Genomic DNA, 24,158 nt, shown 5'->3' on the forward strand with positions numbered 1-24,158 from the left:
GTGAACCCGGATGTCTGACGCGAAGAGACGTTTCGTCCACGTGACAGGGTCATGGCCAGCGGGTAGGCCGTTCACGTGGCTGGTCTCCGTCGCCTTCTAATGGATCATCGCGCGCTCGCGGCGTGGGTGCTTGCCTGTGCGTTGGCGATGAAGATCCTAGTGCCAGCCGGGTTCATGCCCGTCGTATCCGCGACCGGTGTGTCTATCGAGATTTGCGGCGGCACCGCTCCAGCGCAGGCAGCGATGGCAACGGCGATGGCTATGCCCGGCATGGCGCATCATTCGGACAAGTCCGATCATCAGGGTCGGGACATGCCCTGCGCCTTCTCCGGACTGACCGCGCCGTCGCTGGCGGCTGCCGATCCGGTGCTGCTTGCGATCGCGATCGCGTTTATCGTCCGTCTCGTCTTCCGCGTGAGAACCGCAGCGCCGGTCGTCGCACATGCGTATCTGCGGCCACCCTTGCGAGGCCCCCCGCCCTTCCCTGCCACGTGATCGCTCGGTCTTCGGACCGGGCGCGATCACGATGTTTCGGCTGGTCCGCCACGTCGCGGGACCGGCGTCTACGCGCGCGGCATGTCCGCGGGAGTTACGGCATCCGATCCGACACCTCGATGTGCGGACGGATCCAGCAGGGATTCGCATGTTCAAAACCATATTACTCGCGTCGGCATCGATCGTCGCGTTCTCCGGGGCCGCCCATGCGTCCGATAACGACGATGCGACGGACAAAAAGTCCGAAATCGTCGTCACCGGCCAGCGCGACCAACTTAAGCTCGATCGCAAGTCCGATACCGCCAGCCGCCTCGGCCTGTCGGTGCGCGAAACACCGGCCACAGTCGAGATGCTGACGCAGGCGGACATGCAAGCGCAGGGCCTGCGCACCGCCCGCGAAGCGTTCAACAGCGTCGTAGGTGCCATCGCCGGAAACGTCCCCGGCAATCCCGCGGTCGTGACGGTGCGTGGCTTTTCGGGGGGTGCCATCTCGATCCTGCAGGATGGCGTCCGTATTTCCACGTCGACCGTGGTCCAGCGGGATACCAACGTCTGGCATTTCGACCGGATCGAAGTGATCAAGGGCCCAGCGTCGGTCCTGTACGGCGAGGGCGCGCTGGCAGGCGTGATCAACAAGGTCACGCGCAAGCCGACGTTCGACGGCGACCATCTCGATGGATTGCTGAGCGTCGGCAGCTTCGAAACGGTGACCGCCGCCAGCGGTGTGAACCTGAAACTGTCGGACACCGTCGCGGTCCGCGCGGACGCAAGCTACATGCATTCCGCCAGCCTGTACGACGTCGACGACAATGCGACCCGCTCCGCCGGACTGACGGGCAGCATCCTGTTCAAGCCGTCGGCCGACTTGAGTATGCTCTTCGCCGTCGACCATTACGAGGACCGATACGACGGCAGCTATCAAGGGCTGCCCTTCGTCTCCGCCGCGGTAGCCCGCGATCCGAGCGACGCGCTCCGAAGCGAGAACGGCATGGTGCTCGACAAGGCGCTGCGCCGCCGCAATTATAATCCGTACGGGGCCTATTCCGGTGCGCGTGATACGACGCTTCGGTCGCGGATCGACTATGCGATCGGGGGTAACTGGTCGGTCGCCAACCACTTCACCTGGTATCGTGCCAAGCGCGACTTCGTGGTCAGCGGCGATCAAAACTTCACCGCCCCCACCGCCGCCTTCCCCAATGGCAGCTTCGCGCGCTCGGTCCAGCGCATCTACCACGACCACCGGTTCTGGAACGAGCGGTTGGTGATTGCCAACGACAGCGTGATCGCAGGATTGCGCAACCGGTTCAGCCTCGGCGGCGAATATAACGACACGAACTTCATCAACCCGCGCCAGCAAAGCCCGGTCGGTGGCAACGCGGCCGTGCAGATCGCGAACGTCGATCCGTTCACACCAATCGTCGGCGTCTTCCCGACCAGCGACGCGGCGTATTTCACGACCAACGTCGTCTACGTTTCGAAGCTCAAGACCGCGTCCGTGTTCTCCGAGGACGCACTGAACCTGACCCCAGGCTGGCTGCTGGTCGGCGGCGCGCGCTACGATCACATCGACCTGACGCGCGTCATCACCAACCTCAACGCGAACGGCGCAGTCACGCGCGGCACGCCGACCTATGATCCGTTCTCGTGGCGGATCGGCACGACCTACGACGTGACGCCCGGTATCACTGTGTACGGCCAGTACACGACGGCGGTCACGCCGGTATCGTCGATACTGCTCCAGTCGATCGTCAACACGACCTACAAGATGACCAGGGGCCGCTCGTACGAGGTCGGTTTCAAGGCCTCCGCGTTCGCCAAGCGGCTGACGATGACCGGTTCCGCATACCGAATCGAACAGACCGACATCCTCACCCGCGATCCGAACAATCCCCAGCAGGCCATCCAGGGTGGCGAGCAATCGTCGCAGGGTGTCGAGCTGAACATCGGAGCGGCCGTCAACGATGCGCTCTCGCTGTCGGCAGGCGCCGCCTATACCGACGCGAACTACGACCAGTTGAGCGAACTGATCTCGGGCGTCCGTATCGATCGAGCCGGCAACCGACCGATCAACACACCTTCGACCACCGTCAGTAGCTCTGCGCTCTACACGCTTAAGGTCGTTCCGGTGACCCTTGGCGGGTTCGTCCGGCACGTGTCGGGCTTCTACACCGACACCGCCAATACATATTTCGTCCGCGGGCATACGACAGTCGACGCGTCGGTCAGCTATCAGGTCGCACCGCAAGTCTCGGTCTCGATCCGTGGGCGCAACCTGACCGACGCGTTCTACGGCGAGTATTCGGGATACCCGACGACCAACGTGTATATCGGCGCGCCACGCAGCGTCGAAATCGCGCTTTCCACGCATTTCTGAGCAGGGGTTTCCAGATGGCATTCACCAGTTCGATCGACCCGAAAGCCTATCGCGCACTGTGGCGCTGGCACTTCTATGCCGGCCTGATCGTCGCGCCCTTCCTGCTGATCCTCGCCGTCACCGGCTCGATCTATCTGTTCAACGACGAGATCGACGATGCGCTGTATCCCGCGCAACGCTTCGTCGCGGTCCATGCGACCCAAGTGCCGCCGTCGCGGATGATCGATGCCGCGCTGAAGTCTCATCCAGGCGCCGCCACGCGGATCGACCTGCCGGGCGCGGCCAATCGCTCGGCGGTCGTCTTCGTTACCCCCGATCACGGCGAGCCGCTCCGCGTGGCGGTGGATCCAGGGACGGGCCGCATGCTCGGCTCGACGATCTACGCCCGCACACTCGTCGGATTCGCCGACGAGATGCACGGATCGCTAACGCTTGGCACGGTCGGCGACCGGATCGTCGAGCTTGCCGCATGCTGGGCGCTCATCCTGATCGTGACCGGGCTATACCTGTGGTGGCCGCGCGGACGCGGCGGGCTCGGCGGCATCCTTTATCCGCGGCTCGGCGCCGGTGGGCGTTTGTTCTGGCGCGACCTCCACGCGGTGATCGGGTTCTGGTCGGTCGCGTTCATCGCGTTCCTGTTGCTGACCGGCCTCCCCTGGGCCGGCATCCAGGGTGATCTGCTCAACCGCGGCACCGCGGCGCTCGGCATCGGCTATCCGGCAGCGAACCGCACGCACAACGCGCCGGCGAGCGTGCCGATGAAGACTGCGCTCGGCGAAGCACCCTGGACGATGGAGCAAGCGCCGATGCCGACATCCACGGCATCCGCGGAGCATGCCGGTCATGCGGGCCACGAGATGACCATGGCGGTGCGCGACGATGCGGCGGTTACGGGGATCGACCGGATCGCGACCTCCGTGACGCGCGACCACCACGTCGCGGGTGCGTATCGCCTGTTCCTGCCAAGTGGACCGTCCGGCGTCTATACCGCCTACACCTACCCCGATCAGCCGCAGGGCCAGCGTACGCTGTACTTCGATCGCTGGACAGGCGAACTGATCCGCGAAGTCGGCTACCCTGATTATGGTTGGGCGGCGAAGGCGATCGAGCTCGGCGTCCAGTTGCACATGGGCAATTACTTCGGGCTTGCGAACCAGCTCGTGATGCTGGCGACCTGCATCGCGATCGTGCTGCTCGTGATAAGTGGAGTCGTGATGTGGTGGAAACGCCGCCCCAAGGGCCGCCTTGCCGCGCCCGCGCGCGTGCCCCCGACGAGGATCAAGGGCGCCTTCGCGATCCTTATCCTCGCCGGTGTATTATTCCCAATCCTCGGGATGTCCGTGATTGTGGTCTTCATGATCGACCGGCTGGTCCTGCTGATCTTCGCGAGGCGATAGGCAGACGATCAGGGGAATGCCGCGGCGAGGCCTTGTAACGCGGCCGCGTAATAGTCGTTAGCAAGCGTATCGGGTGCCCGCGTGCCGAGTGTGCGGCTCACCACCGCGCGGCCGCCGACGGATAGCGGGTATTCGGCGGACTGCCCCGACACAACGTCGGTCCAGGCGGGAATTTGTTCTGCGGGCATCGATCGCCACCAGGTTCGGATCGGCTCGATCAGCGTACTCCGGCCCGACACGCTGGCGAACAGCGGCACCCGGATTGCATCGAAGCCGAACCGTGGCGGCTTGTCCGCGGCGGGGGCGATCGCGCCGGTGTTCGAGACGTCGATCCAGTCGGTCGGCAGTTGGTGTGCGCCGAACCGTGCTGCAGCGATCAACGCCTCGCCATCGGTGATGACCCGTCGCCAGACTGCCGCGTTGCCCGACTTTGCGAACAGGTCGAGCGCGGGCCAGACGTAATAGCACGGATTGATCGTCGTGCGCGCCGCCGTCGAGAATCCGTCCAGCCCCGGCAGCAGCAGCATCCGCCCGCCGACCGTCTTGACCAGCCTGGTAGAGATCGCCGCGACGATCGCCCGTGACCTCACCGCATAGTGTGGATCGCGCCACCGGTTCGCCGCCTTCGCCAGAGCATAGGCGATGAGCAGGTCGCCGTCGGTCGCGTTGTTGCGATCGGCCACCGGATTGGCCGCACGCGGATCGTAACGCCAGCCGTAGAGCGCGACATCCGGGCGGGCGAGCTTTGCTTCGGTCCAGCCAAGGATCTTGTCGAACGCGGCGCGATCGCCAGCAGCCTGGGATAGCAGCAGGCCATAGCTCTGGCCTTCGCTGTGGCTGACGCCGCCATTGCCGTTGTCGACGATCCGGCCATCGTCGGCCATGAACCGTTGCCTGAACGTCGCCCAGTTCACACCGTTTGCCGCGCCCGTCGCCGGCAACGTAGTCGGTTCGATCGCGGTACTGTTCTCGGCCCCGACGTGCTCGGCCCCGCCGTTGTCGGTCGTGCCGTTGTCGGTGGGGGTTGCGTGGTCGTCCGGTGCGCGTGCCTTGCTGCATCCGGCGATGGCGAGACCGGCCATTCCCGCCATAACGTGTCGACGATCAACGTCCATGCTTCAGTCGTGCCTCCGTATCGCTCCACCACAGGGTGCGTGTCGTCAGATTGGCGCCGCTGCCGAGCGTATGCAACCATGCGTCATACGCTCCCTCCAAAAGCGGCCGCAGCGTCTGCTCGGTCGCACCGCCAAGGACCGGGGAAAGCCGCCGGGCAAAGCCGGTATGCGTGATCAACAGGCCGTCATCGGCGAGTTCGAAGCGTACTTCGCCGCAGTCGTGCTCGCGCCACAGGCGGTTGATCGAGGCGGCAAGCGCCACGATGTCCTCCGCATCGCCGACCGGATGCGCCGCCGCGATCCGCGCGCCGACCGCACGGAAGAACGCGCGCCGCTGGGCAGTAGTGGCGCCCCCGCCGACTTCGGCGACGATGCTGCCCAGCAACAGGGAGGCGGCGGTAGTTTCGGTCGCATTGTCGGTGGACCATTCAGTCATCGCGTTCATTTGGTTCCCCCCAGGGACTGGCGCAGTTCGAAAGTCGATCGGTAGTCGTCGTAGGTTCCGAACGTGTTGGCGCTGGCCGAGGCGCCGATCCGGGTGTTAGGGTTCAGGCGGTAGAACAACGATCCGTCCGCCGAAAAGGCGAAACCGGTGTTGCTCAGGCTATCGTAATAGGACCGGACATCGGTGTTCCGCGCCTTCAACGCATCGAGTTCGGCCTGCGCGTTGGGATCGGTCGGATAGATCGGTGCGCGATCCTGTTCGAAGCTTTGATAGCCCGGTGCGACCCCCAGACGTCCCTCCCACCGCGTCGAGTTATACGCGTAGCGGATCGGCAGGCTCATGCTGAGGAAGCTCTGCGGGCTGAAATAGCCGCCATGACCGTAGGTGAAGTAGTTCTGGTTGTTGTCGAACGCCTGCCAGTTAAGGTTGAGACCACCGGTCAGCGTCGAATGCCCATCGCGGTAGAGCGGCAGGTAGCCACCCGCGTTCGCCTGGTACCCGCGGTTCCGGCGGACGTTCTCGCCAGTGTAGCGATAGCCCGAGACGTCTGCATAGACGCCGGTTCCCTGGTCATCCCACGACAGCGATGCGCCGCCGCCGGTCCGCATCACCTGACCCCAGCGCTCGCCGGTGACGGGATCGCGCGTGCCGGCATAGGATACGACGCTGTCGGTGACGGGCTCACGCTTGACCCAGCCTTGCGCCGACACCGTGTTCGAGATCTTGGGTTTTCCGGTGAAGCCCCACGTTACTTCGGTGTTGTCGAACCCGATCGGCGTGGACCCGACATCAATCCGCACGCCGGGGCTGTCGTACGATGCGGCGACCGCAACGCCGGATGCGTGCTGCGTATCCGCCTGGGTCAGCACGGATGGCAGGGCGTTGACGATCCCTTGCGCCTCCGGCGTGGCGTTACGGCCGAACCGAGCGAGTGAGGAGCCGGTTGGGCGGCCGGAATCGATCACCACGGGCGTCGCCGACACGGATACGCGACCACCGGCGACACCCGTGGAAAGCGTGGCGGTACCCGACAGTTCTCGCAATCCGCTCAGGCCGGTCTCACCCGAGCGCTCGCGGAAGCCGAGCTTCATTTCCGCACGCGGACCACTGTCATCGCTCAATCGGGCGATGTCGTTGCGCAGGCGGATGAGGGTGGCATCGCCGCCCGCAACGCCGGCTGGAGGCACGCCGCCATTGGTCGACGTACCAGCCGCCGCATAGCCGCTCGCGGGATAGCTTCCCTGTCCAGGCATGCCTGGTGCTCCGGCGCCGTATCCAGGCGCGACGGTGAAGGCCATCGGGGTCGACGACGTGCCTGGCGTCGATACCGGGATCGGTCCTGCGCTCAACGCGAAGGGGTTCGTTGGCATGACGGGTGCCTGTTCCGCCTGGCGGAAGGGATTGCCCGAGCCCATGCCCGCGGCGAACGGATTGGCCCCGCTAAGTGTGGCACCGGTGCCAGCGCGCGCGGCATAGGCCGTCTCGGCGCGACGTAGATAGCGTTTTGCCGCCCCCCGGTCGCCGCGCGCCTGCTCCATCTGGCCGGCGGCCGCGTAGATCTCGTAATCGTCCGGGTAGGCGGCGAGCGCGCGGTCGATGGTGGCGGTGGCGACGTCGTGATTGCCGCCGGCGCCTGCGCTGCCGATCAGGCCGATCAGCGCGCTCTTGTCCCGTGGATTGGTCGCAAGCACCATCTGATACGTCTGCGCGGCTTGCGATGGCATGTTGCCTGACTGGTACAATCGACCGAGCGCACCGAGCACGTCGGTGTTCCCCGGCGACGCGATCCACGCCTGTTGCAGCAGGTCGAACGCCTGGGCGTTCTGGCCAGCCAACCGCATCCGGTCCGCCTGCGACGACGCGGCGATCCCCTCGAGCCGGGCAATTGCCGGCGCCGCGGAGGCGGAGCCGGCCGACGCCGTCCGCGCGCGGTCGATCGCGCTGGCGACCGCGGCATCCTGGCCGGTCCGTGCCAACACGCGGACGATCGGCTCGTAATCCGCCGCGGTTGCAGGGCTTGCGGCTAGCGCGCGCTCGGCAAGCGGGACGGCGCCGGCCTGATCGCCAAGATCGTTCAGACCGCCGGCAATCGCCGCGAGCGATGCCGCGCTTAGCGTCGGGGTCGTGCCGATCTGGCGCAAGGTCGCGATCGCCTCGCCGCCACGGCCCTGCGCGGCGATCGCCTTGGCGCGCGCGACGGCGGAGTCCACTGCGATCTGCGCCTCGAAACGGCGGATCGCAGGTGTCTTCTGCGCTTCGGTCAGCCGCGACAGCAACGACGTCGCCTGCGCCTGACGACCACGTTCGTTATGCAGCATCGCCGCAGCATACAGTGCGTCGGCGGTACCGATCGTCTGGATCGACTGGATCAGCGCTTCCGCCTCGGGCGCACGGCCCTGACCGATCATGTACCGCGCATATTCGTAGCGGATCCACGGGTCCGCCGGATCGAGCAGCAGCCCGCGCTGGAACAGCGCATCCGCCTTAGCCGGATCGCCGTGCGTCGCTGCCTGCAACGCGTCGTTGCGCACCACGCGGCTTTCGAGTTGCGCCGCGCTGCCGCCGGCCGACCCCGCCTGGCGTGCGAGATCGGCCGAGTCTGCATAGCGACCCTGGCGTTCGTAGATGTCGGCGAGCAACGCCAACGCAGGGCCGCGATCCTTGACGCTCGTACGTGCGAGCGCCTCGGCCTGGGTCTGTGCGCCGGTGACGTCGCCAGCCGCGAGCTGCGCGCGAGCGTCATCGAGCCCCGCATAGAACTGCGCCGACGCAAGTGCTTCCGCCCAGCGTGCCCGATTGCCGCGTGCCGAGGCGCGGGACAGGAGTTCGGCGGACTCGGCGAAGCGCGACTGCCGCAACCGGACGACGCCCAGGCCACCTGCCGCGTCGGCATCGTTGCGGTTGTTGGCCAACGCAGCCTCGAACTGGCGTTGCGCTTGCGCAAGGTCACCCTGTTCGAGCGAGCGGAAGCCTGCCGCGCGCGAATCCCCACCGCGGTCCGAGGATATGGGTGGTGCTCTACGTGCCGAAGCCGGGGCGGGGGCCGGAACCGCTCGCGGCGCGGGCGCGGGCGCGGGACCGGTCATACTCGCGGGAGCCTGAACAGGCGTCCTGTTCGGTCGTGCAGCAGGGGTCGGCGCCGGTGCGCTCGACGTAGACAAGGCACGACGCGCTTCCGCATTCGACGGATCGATCGCGAGCGCACGGCGATATGCGGTCCGTGCGAGATCTGTCCGGCCTCGCGACTGCCAATATCGCCCTTGTTGGACAAGCGCGCCGACCCCGGCAACCTGTGCGGCAACGGGCTGTACCAGAAGCGGTGACGCGATCCCCGCCATCAGCAGCGCGAGCGTGGTCAACCGGCTCATGCCGCGTCCTCCGAACCGAGCCGGCGACGTTGCTGGCGCACCAGCAGCAGGTACAGCGGTCCGGCGAGCAGCAGCGCGATCAGCAGCCCGCTCAGCGCCATCAGCAGCGGCCGCTCGCTGAACCACCAGGCGATCCGCATCCACACCGGCAGCGAGCCCGACCAATACGTCTGCCCGACCGCGAAGCTCCGCATGCCTTCGCCGCTCGTCACCGACAGATCACCCTGGACCTGCGCATTGATCCGCTGTTCGGCGAGCCCCTGGACAAGCTCGGGTAGGTCCGCGGTATTGGTGCTCATCACCGCCACCACCGTGCGTGCCGCATCATAGGGCGACCGGAAGCTGACGAAACCGTCGAAGCGCTCGGCGGTGGTCAGGAACGCGTTGGTCTCGCCGACGTCGCTCGCGCCGTATGGTGAGATTAGGCCGAAGACGCGATCGATCGGATTGCGTTCTATCACGCGCAGGCTGCCGTTCTGGATCCGCACCGGCGCACCGGCGAACAGCGCGGTAGCACCAGCGGTCCGTGGGACACCGATGACGAGCACGTCCCGACCTTCCAACCGGTCGCTATCAGCCGCCTGGGTGACGGTCACGCCGGTGGTCGCGGCGCCGGTCGAATCGCCGAAGCGGCCCATCATGGCCAGGAACGCCTCGACGATACCCAGGTCTGGAGAGGCCGGCACGACGACGACGGTCTCGGCGAGGTCGGGGCTGATCGTGAACGGATAGCCTGCGTTCGCGAATGTCGCGAGGCTCGGCATGCGCTGCGCGTGATAGGCGTGCGTCAGGTCGATCGCGCTGTCCGGGTCGATTGCGACGCGGACGTTCTCGGGCAGCGTGGCCTCGCACTTCTTTTTGTTGGCGAGGATCAGATTGTAATCGAAGATCAGCTCGTTCTGCCCGAACAGATTGTAGTTCGGCAGTTCGACCTTGGCTTGCGCCTGGCTTGACGTCGCACCGTCCTGGCCACCAATCAGCGCGTTCCACCACGCCGCGCCGGCGAGCGGGAGCGTCCGCAGATACTGGTTGTTGATCGAGATATCGAGCCGTGACGCGCGCCGATCGAGCCATGACGCCGACGGATAGCGATAGCGCAAATCGAGCGACGCGCCGCCGCGTGGCCAGAAGAACAGGTCCGGCGCGGTCCGGAATGCCGCGGTGAGCGGACCCGGCGGCAGGCCGACGCCCTGCAACGCGCGCGGGTCCATGATCTCGCCGAGCTTCACCGCACGGTCCGACCGCAGCCAACGTGGTGCTGCGTAACGCGCATAGGTCGGGATACGGACGCCGTCGAACGACGCCCCTGCCCCACCGATGGTGCCGCGTCCGGTCGCAAGGGCGGCGGCGGCAAGCTTCAGTTCGCGCTCGTCGCGGCCCATGACCAGCAGCAGCTGGCCGTAGCCGTCGAACGGGTTGCGGATGACCTGAGCCGATGGCCCGGTGATATTGGGAACGTAGCTGCCGACGCGCATGCCGGGACGCAGGAACACGATCGCATTGCCGCGCGGGATGCGGCCGTAGCTCGGCTTGAACGCGAACCCGCGATAGCTGGCCACCCGTCCAAACCAGGACGCGACACTGGCTGCTGCCTCGAGTTCGCCGGTGGAAGGTGCAGAGCCAAACACGAACGGCAGGTTGAGCGGCAAATTGTCCGCGCGATCGAAGAACGGCGACGGCAGCCGGGCGAGGTCGGGCCCGAGCGGCAGGCGCTGGATCGTCAGGTCGAGCGCCGAGCGAGTATTGCTGATGTTCGCCCAGAGCGAGCTGTGAAACGGATCCTCGCAATCGCGCGTGTAATGACCGATCAGGCGCAGGTTGAGCTGGTTGTCACCGGGCAGGAACAGTGCGGGATTGACCGCCATCTTGAGTTGCTGGCCGCCGGCACCGTCGGGCGTAAGCCGAACCGTGCGGACGACTTCGCCGTTCAGGATCACGACGAACTGACTGAGATCGGGCAGCATTGCGGGCGACCAGGCGAGCGTTAGCGTCAGATTGGCCGCGGTCACGACTTCGTTGCTGCGAAGGCCGAACGGGATCGCGATCTCGCCGCGGGTACCGGCGAGCCTGATCGCGCTACGGATACGAAGGTCGCGCAGAGTCAGGCGCTCCTGACGGATACCGCCCGGCGCTTCGGGCGTGGACACCGGTACGGTGGGCGCTTGCGCAGCGACCGGCTGCGGCAGGCCGACGCTCATCACCAGCGCGGCGGCGGCCAGCGCGGCGGTCGCGGCCTTCAGTCGAGTCCGCTCGCGGCGGCGTTCCGCGCGATTTAAGCCGAGCAAGCGCTTCAGCGTGACGAGATCGACGACCAGAATGTCGCGGAGCGATCGCAGCGTCGAGATCGGAGCCCGCGGTGCCTCGGGTTCCCAGGCATCGTTGCGGCCCATGACGGCGCGGACGAGTTGACGTAATTGAAGCATGTCGAGTTCCAGAAACCGCATGGTGGCCATGTTCTTGTCGACGCGTAGCGTCTGGACGGGGAGCGTGAGGATTTCATCACCCATCGGCAGCGCGACGTGCGTGACTTCGCGGCCCGCGAGCGTCACGCCGGTAGGCGCGGTGATCGCGAGCCCGCCCATCGACAAATCGATCGTCTCCGCGTCGACGACGTGGCCGTCGGCGAAATAGAGCGTCGCCGGCAACTGGACGGGAATGCGGATATATTCGCGGACCTGACGCGTCTCGCGCGCGACCGATACGGCGGCGAGCAGGATCACGAGGCTGAAGACCGCCCACACCGTGTTCAGCACCAGCGTATCGCCCTGGATGTTGAACAGGTGCGCAAAGAAGAAGTATTTGACGCACCCGAACGCGATCCCAAACAATACCAGCCCGATGCAGATCAAATGCGGGCGCGCGGTCGCGGTATCGAAATGCGTCTTGTCGAGCAGCGATCCCTTATCGGTGACGTTGAACTTGCCACCGTGCGGTCGGAAGAGCGTGACGACGGTCGGTTTGACCAGATGGAACGCCAGGATCGTCTCGTAGACTTCGCCCCAGAACGGCCGGCGATCACCCCCCTGCAATCGACCGCCCGAAACCTGCGCGCAATATAGATGTGCAGCAGCGTAGGCGAAGATCATGCCGGCTGAGGCGTGAATGATGTTCTCACCGAGGATGAGGTACGCGAGCGGACTGGTCAGGAAGGCGATGCGCGGCAGCGGAAACTGGAAATGCAGCATCGCGTTGAGATAACAAAACCGCTGTTGTAGGCTGAGCCCGCGACCGAACAGCGGATTGTCGATGCGCAGGATCTGCGTCATTCCGCGTGCCCAGCGAATGCGCTGGCCGATGTGCAACACGAGGCGCTCGGTCGCGAGCCCGGCCGACAGCCGGATGCCGAGATACGCGGTCGACCAGCCCATCCGTTGCAGGCGAAGCGCGGTATGCGCGTCCTCAGTCACGGTTTCGAACGCGAACCCGTTGGTGTCGGCCAGCGCTTCGCGGCGGATAATCGCGCACGATCCGCAGAAGAAGGCGGCGTCCCATAGGTCGTTGCCGCGTTGGACCGCGCCGTAGAACAGATCGCCCTCGCCCGGCAGGTCGCGGACCGAGCCCAGATTGCGCTGGACCGGATCGGGCGAATAGAAGTGATGTGGCGTCTGGACGAGCGCCAGCTTCTTGTCGCGCTGGAACCAGCCGACCGTCATCTGCAGGAAGGCGCGCGTTGGTACATGATCGCAGTCGAAGATTGCGATCAGCGAGCCCTCGGTGTTCGACATCGCCGCGTTGAGGTTGCCCGCCTTGGCATGGTTATTGTCGGCGCGCGTGATGTAGCCACACCCGACTGAGCGCGCGAACGCGCGGAATTCCGGGCGGCGGCCGTCGTCGAGCAAGTAGACGTGATACCGATCACGCGGATAATCCATGTCGAGCGAAGCCAGCACCGTCGTCCGGACGATCTCCAGGCTTTCGTTATAGGTCGGGATATAGACGTCGACGGTCGGCCATTCGTGCGGCTCGCCCTCCGGCTCGACCGACTGGCGATCGAGCGGCCAAGCGGTCTGGAGCACGCCGAGCGCGAGGATGACCCAGGCATAGAGTTCGGCAAGATACAGCCCCATGCCAAGCAAAGTGCCGAGCGGGCTTTCGAATTCGAGCGTCGCGGTGGTCCGCCAGAACAGATAGCGCGTCGACACGACCAACGACAGCAAGGCGAGCACGAGCGTCCCGCGACGCGACTTCGACCGGCCGATCACGATCGCGCCGAGGATCGACACGCCGGCGAAGATCCACTGCGACTTTAGGTCAAGCGGTACCGTCACAACGACCAGCGTCAGCAGCGCGGCGAGGACGATGCCGAGCGTATCGGCGCGAAACGCCTTGCGAACCGATCCGCGTGTCATTCCGCTGGCTCCGAGACGGCGACGAGGCCGCAACGCGCCTCGATCGCTATAGTCATCGCGGCGAGATCGGGAAGTACCACGCTTTGCTTGGCGTAGCGCGCGATCGGCTGGAACGACGCCAGCGCTTCGTTCACCGCCTCGTCACGGCGAACCGTCGCGATCAGCTTGTCACCGAACAAAGCGCGCAGGAATATCTGCGAATGCCGCGACAATTTGCGCGTGTCGTCGACTTGGTTGAGCACGAACACGGTCTGTTCGAGATCGATCGTTGCCGTCCCCGGCTGGACCTTCGTCAAGGCGGCGAGCGATGTCGGCTGCGGGACGAGCGTGCACAGGTGCAGCGCGGCGTGCGGCAACAGGCTGGTCTTCAGCGCGAGATCCGCCGACGCGACATCGGCAAGCACGATCCGCTCGCTATCGAACGGCGACGCGCCCGACCGCGAGATCAGACGACCGAATGCGCCACTCTGGACCGCGGCATAGCCTGACAACAATTCGACGCCATCGACGACGATGCCTTCGGTCGTGGCATCGGCCATCGCGGGAATTTCCTGCGCGGGCAGCATTCCGAAGAACAGCTTCAATGCGTCGGCGTGCGTGAAGTCGATCGCGGAGACGTCGTGTCCCCGCGCCGCCAGGCCGAGCGCGAGACGCGCGGTCAGGAACGTAGTTCCGACGCCGCCGACGGGTGAATGACACAGGATCAACGGCATCAACGGCGCTCCGCATTGTCGTCGGAGAGGCCGGAGAGGAACGCGCGCAGGCTGCCGCCCTGGCGCTGGCCAGGCTCGCCGCGGGCCGACATGTCATCGTAATCGCTCAGGAAACTCCTGGCAGGTGCCCTTTCCTCCGTTGCACGTTCGGCTCGACCGACGACACGCTCGTCCTCCAGCAACGCAGCAAACAACGGCCAGGGCTCGACGTCGGCAATGGGATCGGCGAACTGGCGATACTGGAAATCGCGCTGTCCCAGTCTCGATAATAGTGCCTTGGCATCGGGTCGCATCGGGAACTCCTTGTGTTCCGACACTCGCCCAAAATCTGCATCAATTGGTTAATAACGGTCATCACTTACATACAATAATTGGGATATCGGATCGCAGCATGGCCAAGAATGCATTGCGTTTTCGGCACTTAAGGAAAGCACCGCTCGACGTAGTAAAAAATACGCCCGAAAAATTTATCGTTCGTATCGCCAATTCGATATCCCGGAACGTGGTCGGCGTCGCGCGTTCCTATACCTACAACCGAAATGACGATCGAATCATCGAAACCATCGATCGATGAGATTTTCGATTAAGCCGAATTGCAACGGTTACCGGTCGTCATGCCGCGCTGCGTATTGGCCGCACTTCAAAATATTGTCGGGACATATCCCGTATCTTAACTTATAATTAATCTGTGTTGCATACATAGATCAAGTTGGACGGCATAGGTAAAGTGGTGCGAATGTCGCGGCGGACTATCTGTAAAGTCCTAACACAAGTTTACATTCAGATGGGATGGGATCGGCAATAGTCGAGCCATCAGTCTTCTAAGGCACCGTCCTCGCTTAGGGCGCCCTCTTTACATCGACGCTACATGGCTCCCGCTGCTGCGGATGGGAGAACCGTGCCTTCCGTCCGCGGTGACTTTCGAGGTGTTCATGTACAAGTCGACCCTTCGGGCGGCCGCGTTTGCGGCTGTGAGCCCGGCTGCCTTGCTGATTTCTGCCCAATCGGCACAGGCGCAGGTTCCCGTAGGGGCCGGTGGACAACTCCAGCAAATCCCGCCTGTACCCCTGAATGAGACGCCAGCGCCCGACTTCGGTTTCGAGCGCACAACGCCGGTCGCCGTTCCCACCACGGGTGGTCCGAAGACGCTGGTCCGGTCGCTGCGCGTGACCGGCGCGACGCTGTTTCCCGAAGCCGACTTAATCGCCGCGTCCGAGTTCGTTCCCGATAGCGAACTCGACCTGTCCGGGATGAAGACGCTGGCCGCGCGGATCACCGACTATTACACGAGCCACGGCTATTTCGTCGCGAACGCCTACCTCCCCGAGCAGGACGTGCAGAGCGGCGCGGTCACGATCGCGGTGATCGAAGGGCGCTTCGGCGCGGTCGGCGTGAAGAATGAGTCGCGGCTATCGGACAGCGTCGCGAACGGCATCCTGGATGGGCTGGACGTCGGCGATCCGGTCGCGGTCGCGCCGCTCGAGCGCCGCCTGCTGATGCTGTCGGACCTGCCCGGCGTGCGCGTGCGATCGACGCTCAGCCCCGGCACCGCGGTCGGCACGTCCGACCTGCTGGTCGACATCACTCCCGGCCGGAGCATTACCGGCAGCGTCGAGGCCGACAATGCCGGCAACCGCTACACCGGCGCCTACCGCGTCGGCGGATCGGTCAACTGGAACAACCCGACCGGCTCGGGCGACGTGCTGAGCCTGCGCGCGCTGACGTCGTTCTCCGGGCTCGCTTATGGCCGCGCCTCGTACCAAGCACCGATCGGCCAGGTCACGCTAGGCGTCGCCTTCGCGCATCTCGAATATTCGCTCGGCAAGGAGTTCGACAGCCTCGACGGCAGCGGCAACGCCGACGTGGCCAGCGTCTATGCGAGCTATCCGCTGATCCGCTCGCGCGACAACAATCTGTACGTGACCGTCGGCGGCGACGTGAAGTGGTTCGAGGACAAGATCGGCATCGTCGATACCACCAGCTATCGCCGCGCGCAGGTGATCACCGCAGGGCTCAGCGGCGACCAGCACGACACGCTGCTCGGGGGCGGCTGGAGCGCGTACTCGCTGAGCTATTCGGTCGGCAATCTCGATATCCGCGGCGCGTACGAGCGTTCCATCGACGCGCTGACGGCACGCACCGACGGCAGCTACGGGAAGCTGCAATTCAGCTTCGCGCGGTTGCAGACGATCGCCGGGCCGTTGTCGCTGTTCGCCTCCGCCCGCGGGCAGATCGCGTTTAGCAATCTCGACATTTCCGAGCGGATGGAACTGGGCGGCGCCTATGCGGTGCGCGCCTACCCCGAAGGCGAGGCGTATGGCGACCAGGGCTATGTCGCCACCGCCGAGGCGCGGCTGGCGCTGCCGCAGGTCGTGCCGGGTGCGCTCCAGCTGTTCGGGTTCGTCGACGTCGGCGAGGTCGATTACGTCAAGCACCCGTATTTCACCGGCTCCAACCACGCGAAGCGCAGCGCGTACGGCGCGGGCCTTAGCTGGGCGGGACCGTACGGGATCGCCGCCCGGGCGACCTATGCGCGCAAACTCGGCGACGAAGACGCGACGTCCGCCCCCGACAAATCGGGCCGCGCCTGGTTCCAGGTTTCGAAGACCTTCTGACCGCGCCGCCAAACGCTGCTGGCACCCCCAATTTTGCGGCCATCCGCCGCCACCAAGGATACCGCCCATGACCCCCATTCCCTCTTCGCTCAGAAACACCAGCCGCCCCGCTCCCTCCGTTACGCGCACGCGGCGTGGCGGGCTGTTCGGCACGACCGGGCTCGCGCGGTTCGCGTGGCTGATCGGGTTCAGCCTCGCGGGCACGATGGCGGCGCGTCCGGTCGAGGCGCAGACGCTGCCGACTGGGGGTGAAGTCGTTGCGGGCCAGGCGAGCATCGCGGCCGGCAGCAAGTCGCTGACCGTGACGCAGACCAGCGACCGCGCGGCGATCAACTGGCAGTCCTTCTCGATCGGCAAGGGCAAGAGCGTCGTCTTCGATCAGCCGACCAGCAGCTCGGTCGCGCTGAACCGCGTGCTCGGCACCGATCCGTCTGTGATCCTCGGCAACCTGTCGGCGAACGGGAAGGTGTTCCTCGTCAACGCCAACGGCATCCTGTTCGGCCAGACTGCGAACGTGAACGTCGGCGGGCTGGTGGCCTCGACGCTCAACATCTCCGATGCCGACTTCCTCGCGGGCAAGAACAGTTTCGCAGGGACCAGCGGCGCGAGCGTCCAGAACGACGGCCGGATCACCGCGAAGAACGGCTATGTCGCGCTGCTCGGGGCGAACGTCGGTAACGGCGGCACGATCAAGGCGAACTTCGGCACCGTCGTGCTGGCGGGCGGCGAGGCGATCACGCTCGACGTGGCGGGCGACGGGCTGCTCAACGTCGCGGTCGACAAGGGCGCGGTCGGCGCGCTGGTCCGCAATGGCGGGCTGATCCGCGCCGACGGCGGCAAGGTCGTGATGACCGCGCAGGTTGCGGGCGACCTGCTCCACACCGCGGTCAACAACACCGGCATCGTCGAGGCGCGCACGTTGCAGAACCGCGGTGGCACCATCCTGCTGCTCGGCGACATGAAGACCGGCACGGTTACCGTCAGCGGCGAACTCGACGCGAGCGCACCGGTCGGCGGCAATGGCGGCTTCATCGAGACGTCGGCGGCGACCGTCTCCGTCGCGGATAGCGCCAAGGTCTCGACCTACGCACCGGGCGGCATGACCGGCATGTGGCTGATCGATCCGCAGGATTACGTGATCGGCGCGGGCGGCAACATCTCGGGCTCGACGCTGTCGGCGCAGCTCGTGACGACCAGCATCACGATCAGCACGATCCCCGCGGCGGGCGACACGACCACCGGCAATGGCGACATCTTCGTCAACGATGCGGTCGCATGGACCGCCTCGGGCGTGCCGACGACGCTGACGATGAACGCGTTTCGCGACGTCAATATCAACGCGCCGATCACCGCGACCAACGGCAACATCGTCGCCTGCTGCGGTCGCGACGTGAACGTCAACGCCGACCTGACGACGACCAACGGCAGCATCCTGCTGAACGCCGGGCAGAACGTGAACGTGTTTCACGCGATCACGACGACCGATGGCAACATCGCGCTGTGCGCCGGCCACGACGTGCTGATCGACGCGGCGGTCACGCTGACCCGCGGCACGACGATCCCCGCGCAAAGCCTCGGCCTGCCGGTCGGGCTCACGCTGATCGCCGGCGCGGACGGCACCGGGCCGGGCGTCAACGGCGGTACCATCGTGTTCTCCGCGCTGTCGCCGCCGACCACGGTCACCGCAGCGCCGGTGTCGATCAACTACAACCCCGTTTCGTACACGACGCCGACCGACTTCACGACCGAGTTCGTGCTGACCGAAGGCGCGGCGATCACCCAGCGCATGCTGCTGTTCCCGACCGCGCAGAAGGTCGCGGACGGCACCAATACGGCGGTGCTGAGCGGGTTCAATACCAACGGCACCTCGGGCACGCCGACCGGCGTATCGCTGGTCGCCGGCCCGGACGCGACCGCGACGTTCGACAGCACTGGCGAAGGTACGGGCATCGGCGTGAGCTTCAGCGGCTACACGCTGACAGGCGCGAACGCGGACCAGTATGCGCTGGCAAGTTCGTGCTGCGTCGCCGGGTTCCGGACGACCGGAACGATTACGGCTGCTGCTCCGGCACCCGCACCTGCGCCTGCTCCGGCACCAGCACCTGCTCCGGCACCAGCGCCCGCCCCGGCACCAGCGCCCGCCCCGGCACCCGCACCTGCCCCGGCACCCGCACCTGCCCCGGCTCCAGCGCCTGCTCCGGCACCAGCGCCCGCCCCGGCACCAGCGCCGGCACCAGCGCCCGCCCCGGCACCAGCGCCCGCCCCGGCACCAGCGCCCGCCCCGGCACCAGCACCCGCTCCGGCACCAGCACCCGCTCCGGCTCCCGCTCCAGCGCCCGCTCCGGCTCCGGCTCCGGCTCCGGCTCCGGCTCCGGCTCCGGCTCCGGCACCAGCGCCTGCTCCGGCACCCGCGCCTGCCCCGGCCCCGGCCCCGGCCCCGGCTCCGGCACCAGCGCCGCCGCCAGTACTCGCGCCGGCACCGGCACCCACTCCGACGCCTACGCCTACGCCTACGCCAGTGCCGAACTTGCCCAATGCGACGCGACCGTTCCTCGATGTGCCGCTTGTCCCGGTTCGCGTTCCGACGCGGCCGACGGTCGATATCGTCGAGGGCGGCGTGACCTACCCGACGCCCGTACGTCCGGGGACCGTCATCGTCGAGACGCCCGACACGCCGCCCGTGCAAGCTGTCCAGCCGCTGTTCGTGCAACCCACGCCGCCGACGGCGCCGGTGGTCCCGGTCTATCCGCGCAAGCAGGCGCGTAACTGAGATGACTCGCGAGCGAGGGCTGAGCGCGGCACGGCGGGCGAGCGGATGCGTCCGACTCTTCGGCGTGCTCGCCTTCGGGATGGTCGTCGCGTCGCCGGTGGCAGCGCGGCCTCTCTCCGAGACCGCGACCGTCGCGCAGTTCAAGGGGGAGACGGTCTCCACCGAGGCGCGCGACACGGCGGACTGGGTGACGGCGTCGCACGACAATCACGCGTTGCCGTTCGTCGTCATCGACAAGGTGAATGCCAAGGTGTTCGCGTTCGACGGCGCCGGCATCTTGCGCGGTGCGGCGCCGGCGTTGCTCGGGATGGCGCGCGGCGATGACAGTGTGCCGGGCATCGGCCAGCGCAAGCTCGCGACGATCACGCCGCCTGAGCGGACCACGCCTGCGGGCCGGTTCGAAGCGTCGCTGGGGCGCGATTTCGAGCAGGACATATTGTGGATCGACTATGAGGCCGCACTGTCGCTGCACCGCGTGATCAAGGGACGCCGCGTGGACGATCGCGCCGGTCGGCTCGCCTCGCCGACGCCGAGCGACAACCGGATCTCATATGGCTGCGTAAACGTGCCACCGGGGTTTTACGACGGCGTGGTGAAGCCGTTGTTCACCGGGACCGTGGGGATCGTTTACATCCTGCCGGAGACGAAGCCATTACGGAGTGTGTTCGCCGTTCCGGGCTGACGGCTAATCCTTCCCCTTGCTGGGAAGGATTAGCGGGTCAGACGCTTCACTGGCACCAGGGGCGTTCGCGGTACCATTTCGTCAGGACATACTTCACGCCCTGCTCGACCGGCATGCCTTGGTGGAGCGACCCCGGGTTCGGCGCGCCAAATTCGTCCATGTTGTTCCAGATCACCAGATTGCCCGCTTTGGGCGTGATCGCCAGTCCCGCGATCTGGAAATTCGTCCGGCCGCCTGCCTCGGGTTCGTTGAGGAAGGTCATCGCCGACCAAGTCCGCTGGCCGCCCATCGTCACCTGGTCCAGCCAATAGGGCTGTTCGGTACCGAAATAGTCGTGATGCGGCTTGAACTCCTGCCCGACCGCGTAGCGCTGCCCTTGCAACGCCTCGCCGTAGCGCGGCTCTAGTCCGGTCAGCAGGTCAAGCTTGGTCTCGACCGCGATCACCGGCGCCGGGCCGGGATAGAGGTAACACGTCTCGCTGGTACGGTGCGGTGACACTGGGGCATCGCCCACGACCGGCGAGGGCACGCGAGCGCCATCGATAAGCGCGATCAATGCGGCGCATTCGTCGAGCGTCAAAAAATCGCGAACGATGTAGAGTTCCATACCGTTGGCCGGCATCCGGACCGCCCCGAGATAGCACAGGATCTGATCGCGGACCTGAGCGGCCGAGTTCGCCCTGCCAAGCGCCTCGATCTGGCCGTCGCGGCGATCGGGAGATCGCGTTTCCAAAGTGGAGCAGGGAACGTCAATATCAGCCATAAAGTCCGCACCATCCGAAAGTTAGCGATCCACATCTTATCAATTAAATATGATACAGGTTAAGATTAGTACAATTCGCATCCCTCTATGAAACCAATATTCCTGTTTTTTGACTAACATAGGTTAGGTCGGATAGACAACCACATCGCGGACCCAGGCCCTCACGGATGCGCGTAAGTCGCACCGACCAAAGAGTTCGAGAACATCCCCTGCTCCGCTGTCGGTGCGTGCTTTGGATAACGCGATCGAACCGGCCTCCCAATTTTGCTCTTGCTCGTCCTCGCGCCTCGTGGAACCCAGATAGTCATGCTCAATAACTTTCTGACCGGTGCTAGGGCGTCGCTGCTCGCGGTCATCCTACAACCCTCGGCCGCGCAGACAGTGGTATTACCGGGTGCGCTCCGCCTCGCCGGCTACCGCGCCGCGTGCGGGCCGGTCGATACGATGATCCAGCCGATCGACGACATCGCCGCCGCGTACAAGGGCCGCATCATTCTCCACCCGCGCGTCCTCGACCTGTCGCGCGTACAGCAACTCTTATGGTACACGCACGAATGCGCGCATGAGATCTTCGGCCAAAGCGAAGTAGCTGCGGACTACTCGGCGGTACAACAGGGCAAGATCCAGGGCTGGCTCACCCGAGATGAACTGTCGATGTTGAGCGGAACGATGCGCCGGTATCGGGCAGACGAGACGCGTAGCAACGGCGCAGCGCGGGTCGTGGCGATGGATGCCTGCTTCGTCGATGATCGCCTGATCCTGCCGAAAGGCGATGGGGACTGATCCAAGTCGTTGACAAGGTGTCACCGAGCGCTTCTGTATCGTTGGCGTAACGATACGGCCCGCTGCGGTGTCGGATCGCCTCCGTCTGGATCGCACCCGCCATGCCTGGTTTTCTACCCGAGGCGATCGACCGCGGTGCACGGTCGCACGGCCCAGACGTTTCCGCTTGCGACCGCGAACCGATCCATCGGCCCGGATCGATCCAGCCGCATGGCCTCGTCCTCGTCGCCGACGCCTTCACGTTCAAGGTGATAGCGGGGGCCGGCGACATCGAGACATCGCTGGCTGCGGATTGGCTGGGCGCTGATCTGGACGACCTACTCGGGCAGCCCGTCGCCGCGCACCTCGCCGCGAAACCAAACGCCAGTACTGTCGTACTAACGCGCGTAATCGGTCTCGAAACGCCGTTCGACGCGATTGCGCACCGCGTAACGAACACGATCGTCGTCGAACTCGAGCCCACCCCCATAGCAATGCCCTCCCCGATCGACGTGCTGGTCGCAATGGAAGAAGCCGCCGCGACGTTCGAACAGGCGTTCGGCTTACGCGAACTGTGCGAGCGCGCTGCCAGGACGTTTCGCCTGTTGACCGGGTTCGATCGGGTGATGTTGTACCGCTTCCTCGACGATGACGCCGGGGTCGTCCTTGCCGAGGACCGCGATCCAGCGCTCGGCAGTTTCCTCAACCAGCATTTTCCCGCGTCCGACATCCCGAAACAGGCTCGCGCGCTGTACGTCAGGAACCGCGTCCGCATCATTCCCGACATCGCCTATGAGCCGGCACCGCTACGCCCCGCGGGGACCGCGCCGCTCGACATGAGCGATCTTGCCCTGCGCAGCGTATCGCCGATCCATCTGCAATATCTCGCTAACATGGGCGTCGCGGCGTCGGCATCGGTGTCGATCGTCCGCGACGGCGCGCTGTGGGGGCTAGTCGCGTGTCATCACCCGACGCCGAAGTTCCTGCCGCTGCATATCCGCATGGCCTGCCGTGCGCTGGCCGGGAGTCTTGCCCGCCAGATCCGCGCAAAAGAAGACGCGGAGCTTTACCGCGAGCGCATCCGGCTGCGGACCGCTGAGGATGCGGTGGTGCTTCGGCTCGGCAGCGACATCTCGCTCGCCGGCTTCTTCGCGACCGCGGGCGACGACATGTGCCGTATGCTGGGCGCCGACAGCTTCGCGGCGGCGCGCGGTACCGAATTGTTCGTCGCCGGCCGTTCCCCCCGCCACGACGACATTCGCGCGGTGGCCGATCACGTCATCGATCTTGGCCGGGCGCTCCCCTTCTCGACCGACCGGCTGTCCGAACAACTGCCCACGGCCACCGGTTTCCAGGATCTCGCGAGCGGCGTGCTTGCGGTGACGATGTCGACCGACGAGCCAACGATCCTGATCTGGTTTCGCGCCGAACAGATCGAAGTGATGAACTGGGCCGGTAACCCGCATAAAGGGTTGGACGTCGATCCTCACATGCCGTTGACGCCTCGCGCGTCGTTCGAAAGCTGGAGCGAGGCGGTCCGTGGCCGATCGGTACCGTGGACCTTGTTCGAAATCGAGGCGGCTGGGCGGCTGAAGCGGACGATGTTCGATGCACGCCAGAACCGCCGCCTGTTCGAGGTGAACCGCGAGCTGACCGCGACCATCGCTGACAATGAGAGCCTGTTGCTGCAGAAGGACTATCTCATCAAGGAGGTCCACCACCGCGTCCAGAACAGCCTGCAGCTGGTCTCCGCATTCCTCGGCCTTCAGGCGCGGGCGGTCGGTGACGACGTTCTGACCGCGCATCTTGCCGAGGCGCAGCGAAGGCTGTCGGCGGTGGCTATGGTCCACCGTCGGCTGCATTCCGACGAGCATGTCCAGGCGGTCGACCTCGCACGGTACATTGGCGACCTGTGCACCGAAATTGGATCGACGATGGACCAGTCATGGGGTGGCCAGATCGAACTCGAACTCGCGCCGATCCTGATCTCTACCGACCGCGCGGTCAGCGTCGGCCTGATCCTGACCGAACTGGTGATCAACGCCAACAAATATGCTTACGCCGGCGCGTCGGGACCGATCACGATCGCGCTCGAACAGCACCGCAACCGCTTTCGGCTGATCGTCGCAGATCGTGGTCGCGGCAAGGCGAGTTCCGGGACCGGGTTCGGTTCGCGGATGCTCACGTCGATGGTCGCGCGGCTATCCGGCACGATAGAGGAGGCCGACAACGATCCCGGCCTCCGCGTCACCATCGGCGCGCCGATCGACGACGACCTGCCACGCACCTGAACCGCCTATTCAATCGTCC

General features: G+C 65.6%; 16 protein-coding genes. 9 read left to right on the forward strand and 7 right to left on the reverse strand.

Features of this window, described 5'->3' with window-relative positions; translation table 11 throughout:
• Positions 1–99: 99 nt before the first annotated feature.
• The 3 genes from U1708_RS04380 to U1708_RS04390 all read left to right on the forward strand — a co-directional run bounded on the left by U1708_RS04380 (position 100) and on the right by U1708_RS04390 (position 4,266).
• The gene (locus U1708_RS04380) at positions 100–495 is read left to right on the forward strand and encodes a DUF2946 family protein (protein WP_332743119.1); all 396 of its coding nucleotides are present in this window, start codon (positions 100–102) and stop codon (positions 493–495) included.
• A 148-nt stretch (positions 496–643) separates the two neighbouring features.
• The gene (locus U1708_RS04385; RefSeq protein WP_332743121.1) at positions 644–2,869 is read left to right on the forward strand and encodes a TonB-dependent receptor; all 2,226 of its coding nucleotides are present in this window, start codon (positions 644–646) and stop codon (positions 2,867–2,869) included.
• A gap of 14 nt (positions 2,870–2,883) precedes the next feature.
• A complete protein-coding gene (locus tag U1708_RS04390; RefSeq protein WP_332743123.1) occupies positions 2,884–4,266 on the forward strand; it encodes a PepSY-associated TM helix domain-containing protein in 1,383 nt (460 codons plus the stop codon).
• An 8-nt stretch (positions 4,267–4,274) separates the two neighbouring features.
• On the opposite strand, the gene U1708_RS04395 is transcribed toward U1708_RS04390, so the two are convergent.
• The 6 genes from U1708_RS04395 to U1708_RS04420 are packed head-to-tail and all read right to left on the reverse strand — an operon-like array spanning position 4,275 to position 14,549.
• Positions 4,275–5,381, reverse strand: coding sequence for a family 8 glycosyl hydrolase (locus U1708_RS04395; RefSeq protein WP_332743125.1), 1,107 nt, complete (start codon positions 5,379–5,381; stop codon positions 4,275–4,277).
• The gene (bcsD, locus tag U1708_RS04400; protein WP_332743127.1) at positions 5,371–5,826 is read right to left on the reverse strand and encodes a cellulose biosynthesis protein BcsD; all 456 of its coding nucleotides are present in this window, start codon (positions 5,824–5,826) and stop codon (positions 5,371–5,373) included. The genes U1708_RS04395 and bcsD overlap by 11 nt, the downstream gene beginning before the upstream one ends.
• Positions 5,823–9,194, reverse strand: coding sequence for a cellulose synthase subunit BcsC-related outer membrane protein (locus U1708_RS04405; protein WP_332743129.1), 3,372 nt, complete (start codon positions 9,192–9,194; stop codon positions 5,823–5,825). The genes bcsD and U1708_RS04405 overlap by 4 nt, the downstream gene beginning before the upstream one ends.
• On the reverse strand, positions 9,191–13,543 hold the full coding sequence (gene bcsA, locus U1708_RS04410; protein WP_332743131.1) for a UDP-forming cellulose synthase catalytic subunit: 4,353 nt from the start codon (positions 13,541–13,543) through the stop codon (positions 9,191–9,193). The genes U1708_RS04405 and bcsA overlap by 4 nt, the downstream gene beginning before the upstream one ends.
• Positions 13,540–14,256 (reverse strand): cellulose synthase operon protein YhjQ/BcsQ, encoded by a 717-nt coding sequence (locus U1708_RS04415; RefSeq protein WP_332743133.1) that lies wholly within the window; start codon positions 14,254–14,256, stop codon positions 13,540–13,542. The genes bcsA and U1708_RS04415 overlap by 4 nt, the downstream gene beginning before the upstream one ends.
• Positions 14,256–14,549 (reverse strand): hypothetical protein, encoded by a 294-nt coding sequence (locus tag U1708_RS04420; RefSeq protein ID WP_332743135.1) that lies wholly within the window; start codon positions 14,547–14,549, stop codon positions 14,256–14,258. The genes U1708_RS04415 and U1708_RS04420 overlap by 1 nt, the downstream gene beginning before the upstream one ends.
• A 98-nt stretch (positions 14,550–14,647) precedes the next feature.
• Here U1708_RS04420 and U1708_RS04425 point away from each other — a divergent pair, with 98 nt between their 5' ends.
• From U1708_RS04425 to U1708_RS04440, 4 genes are all read left to right on the forward strand, one after another.
• A complete protein-coding gene (locus U1708_RS04425; RefSeq protein ID WP_332743137.1) occupies positions 14,648–14,830 on the forward strand; it encodes a hypothetical protein in 183 nt (60 codons plus the stop codon).
• A 358-nt stretch (positions 14,831–15,188) separates the two neighbouring features.
• Positions 15,189–16,871, forward strand: coding sequence for a ShlB/FhaC/HecB family hemolysin secretion/activation protein (locus U1708_RS04430; protein ID WP_332743139.1), 1,683 nt, complete (start codon positions 15,189–15,191; stop codon positions 16,869–16,871).
• Positions 16,872–16,938: 67 nt separating this feature from the next.
• A complete protein-coding gene (locus U1708_RS04435; RefSeq protein WP_332743142.1) occupies positions 16,939–19,641 on the forward strand; it encodes a two-partner secretion domain-containing protein in 2,703 nt (900 codons plus the stop codon).
• 1 nt (position 19,642) lies between these two features.
• Positions 19,643–20,323 carry a L,D-transpeptidase gene (locus U1708_RS04440; protein ID WP_332743144.1) on the forward strand — a complete coding sequence of 227 codons (681 nt, stop codon included), beginning with the start codon at positions 19,643–19,645 and terminating at the stop codon, positions 20,321–20,323.
• A gap of 46 nt (positions 20,324–20,369) precedes the next feature.
• Here U1708_RS04440 and U1708_RS04445 read toward each other — a convergent pair whose 3' ends face one another.
• Positions 20,370–21,086 (reverse strand): prolyl hydroxylase family protein, encoded by a 717-nt coding sequence (locus U1708_RS04445; protein ID WP_332743146.1) that lies wholly within the window; start codon positions 21,084–21,086, stop codon positions 20,370–20,372.
• 306 nt (positions 21,087–21,392) lie between these two features.
• Here U1708_RS04445 and U1708_RS04450 point away from each other — a divergent pair, with 306 nt between their 5' ends.
• Together U1708_RS04450 and U1708_RS04455 are read left to right on the forward strand one after the other, a co-directional pair.
• Positions 21,393–21,869, forward strand: a complete 477-nt coding sequence (locus U1708_RS04450; RefSeq protein WP_332743148.1) for a hypothetical protein — start codon at positions 21,393–21,395, stop codon at positions 21,867–21,869.
• Between the two features lie 101 nt (positions 21,870–21,970).
• Positions 21,971–24,139 carry a histidine kinase dimerization/phosphoacceptor domain -containing protein gene (locus tag U1708_RS04455; RefSeq protein ID WP_332743150.1) on the forward strand — a complete coding sequence of 723 codons (2,169 nt, stop codon included), beginning with the start codon at positions 21,971–21,973 and terminating at the stop codon, positions 24,137–24,139.
• Positions 24,140–24,158: the final 19 nt, after the last annotated feature.

This window comes from Sphingomonas arabinosi, from assembly GCF_036663715.1.
Taxonomy (GTDB): Bacteria; Pseudomonadota; Alphaproteobacteria; order Sphingomonadales; family Sphingomonadaceae; genus Sphingomonas.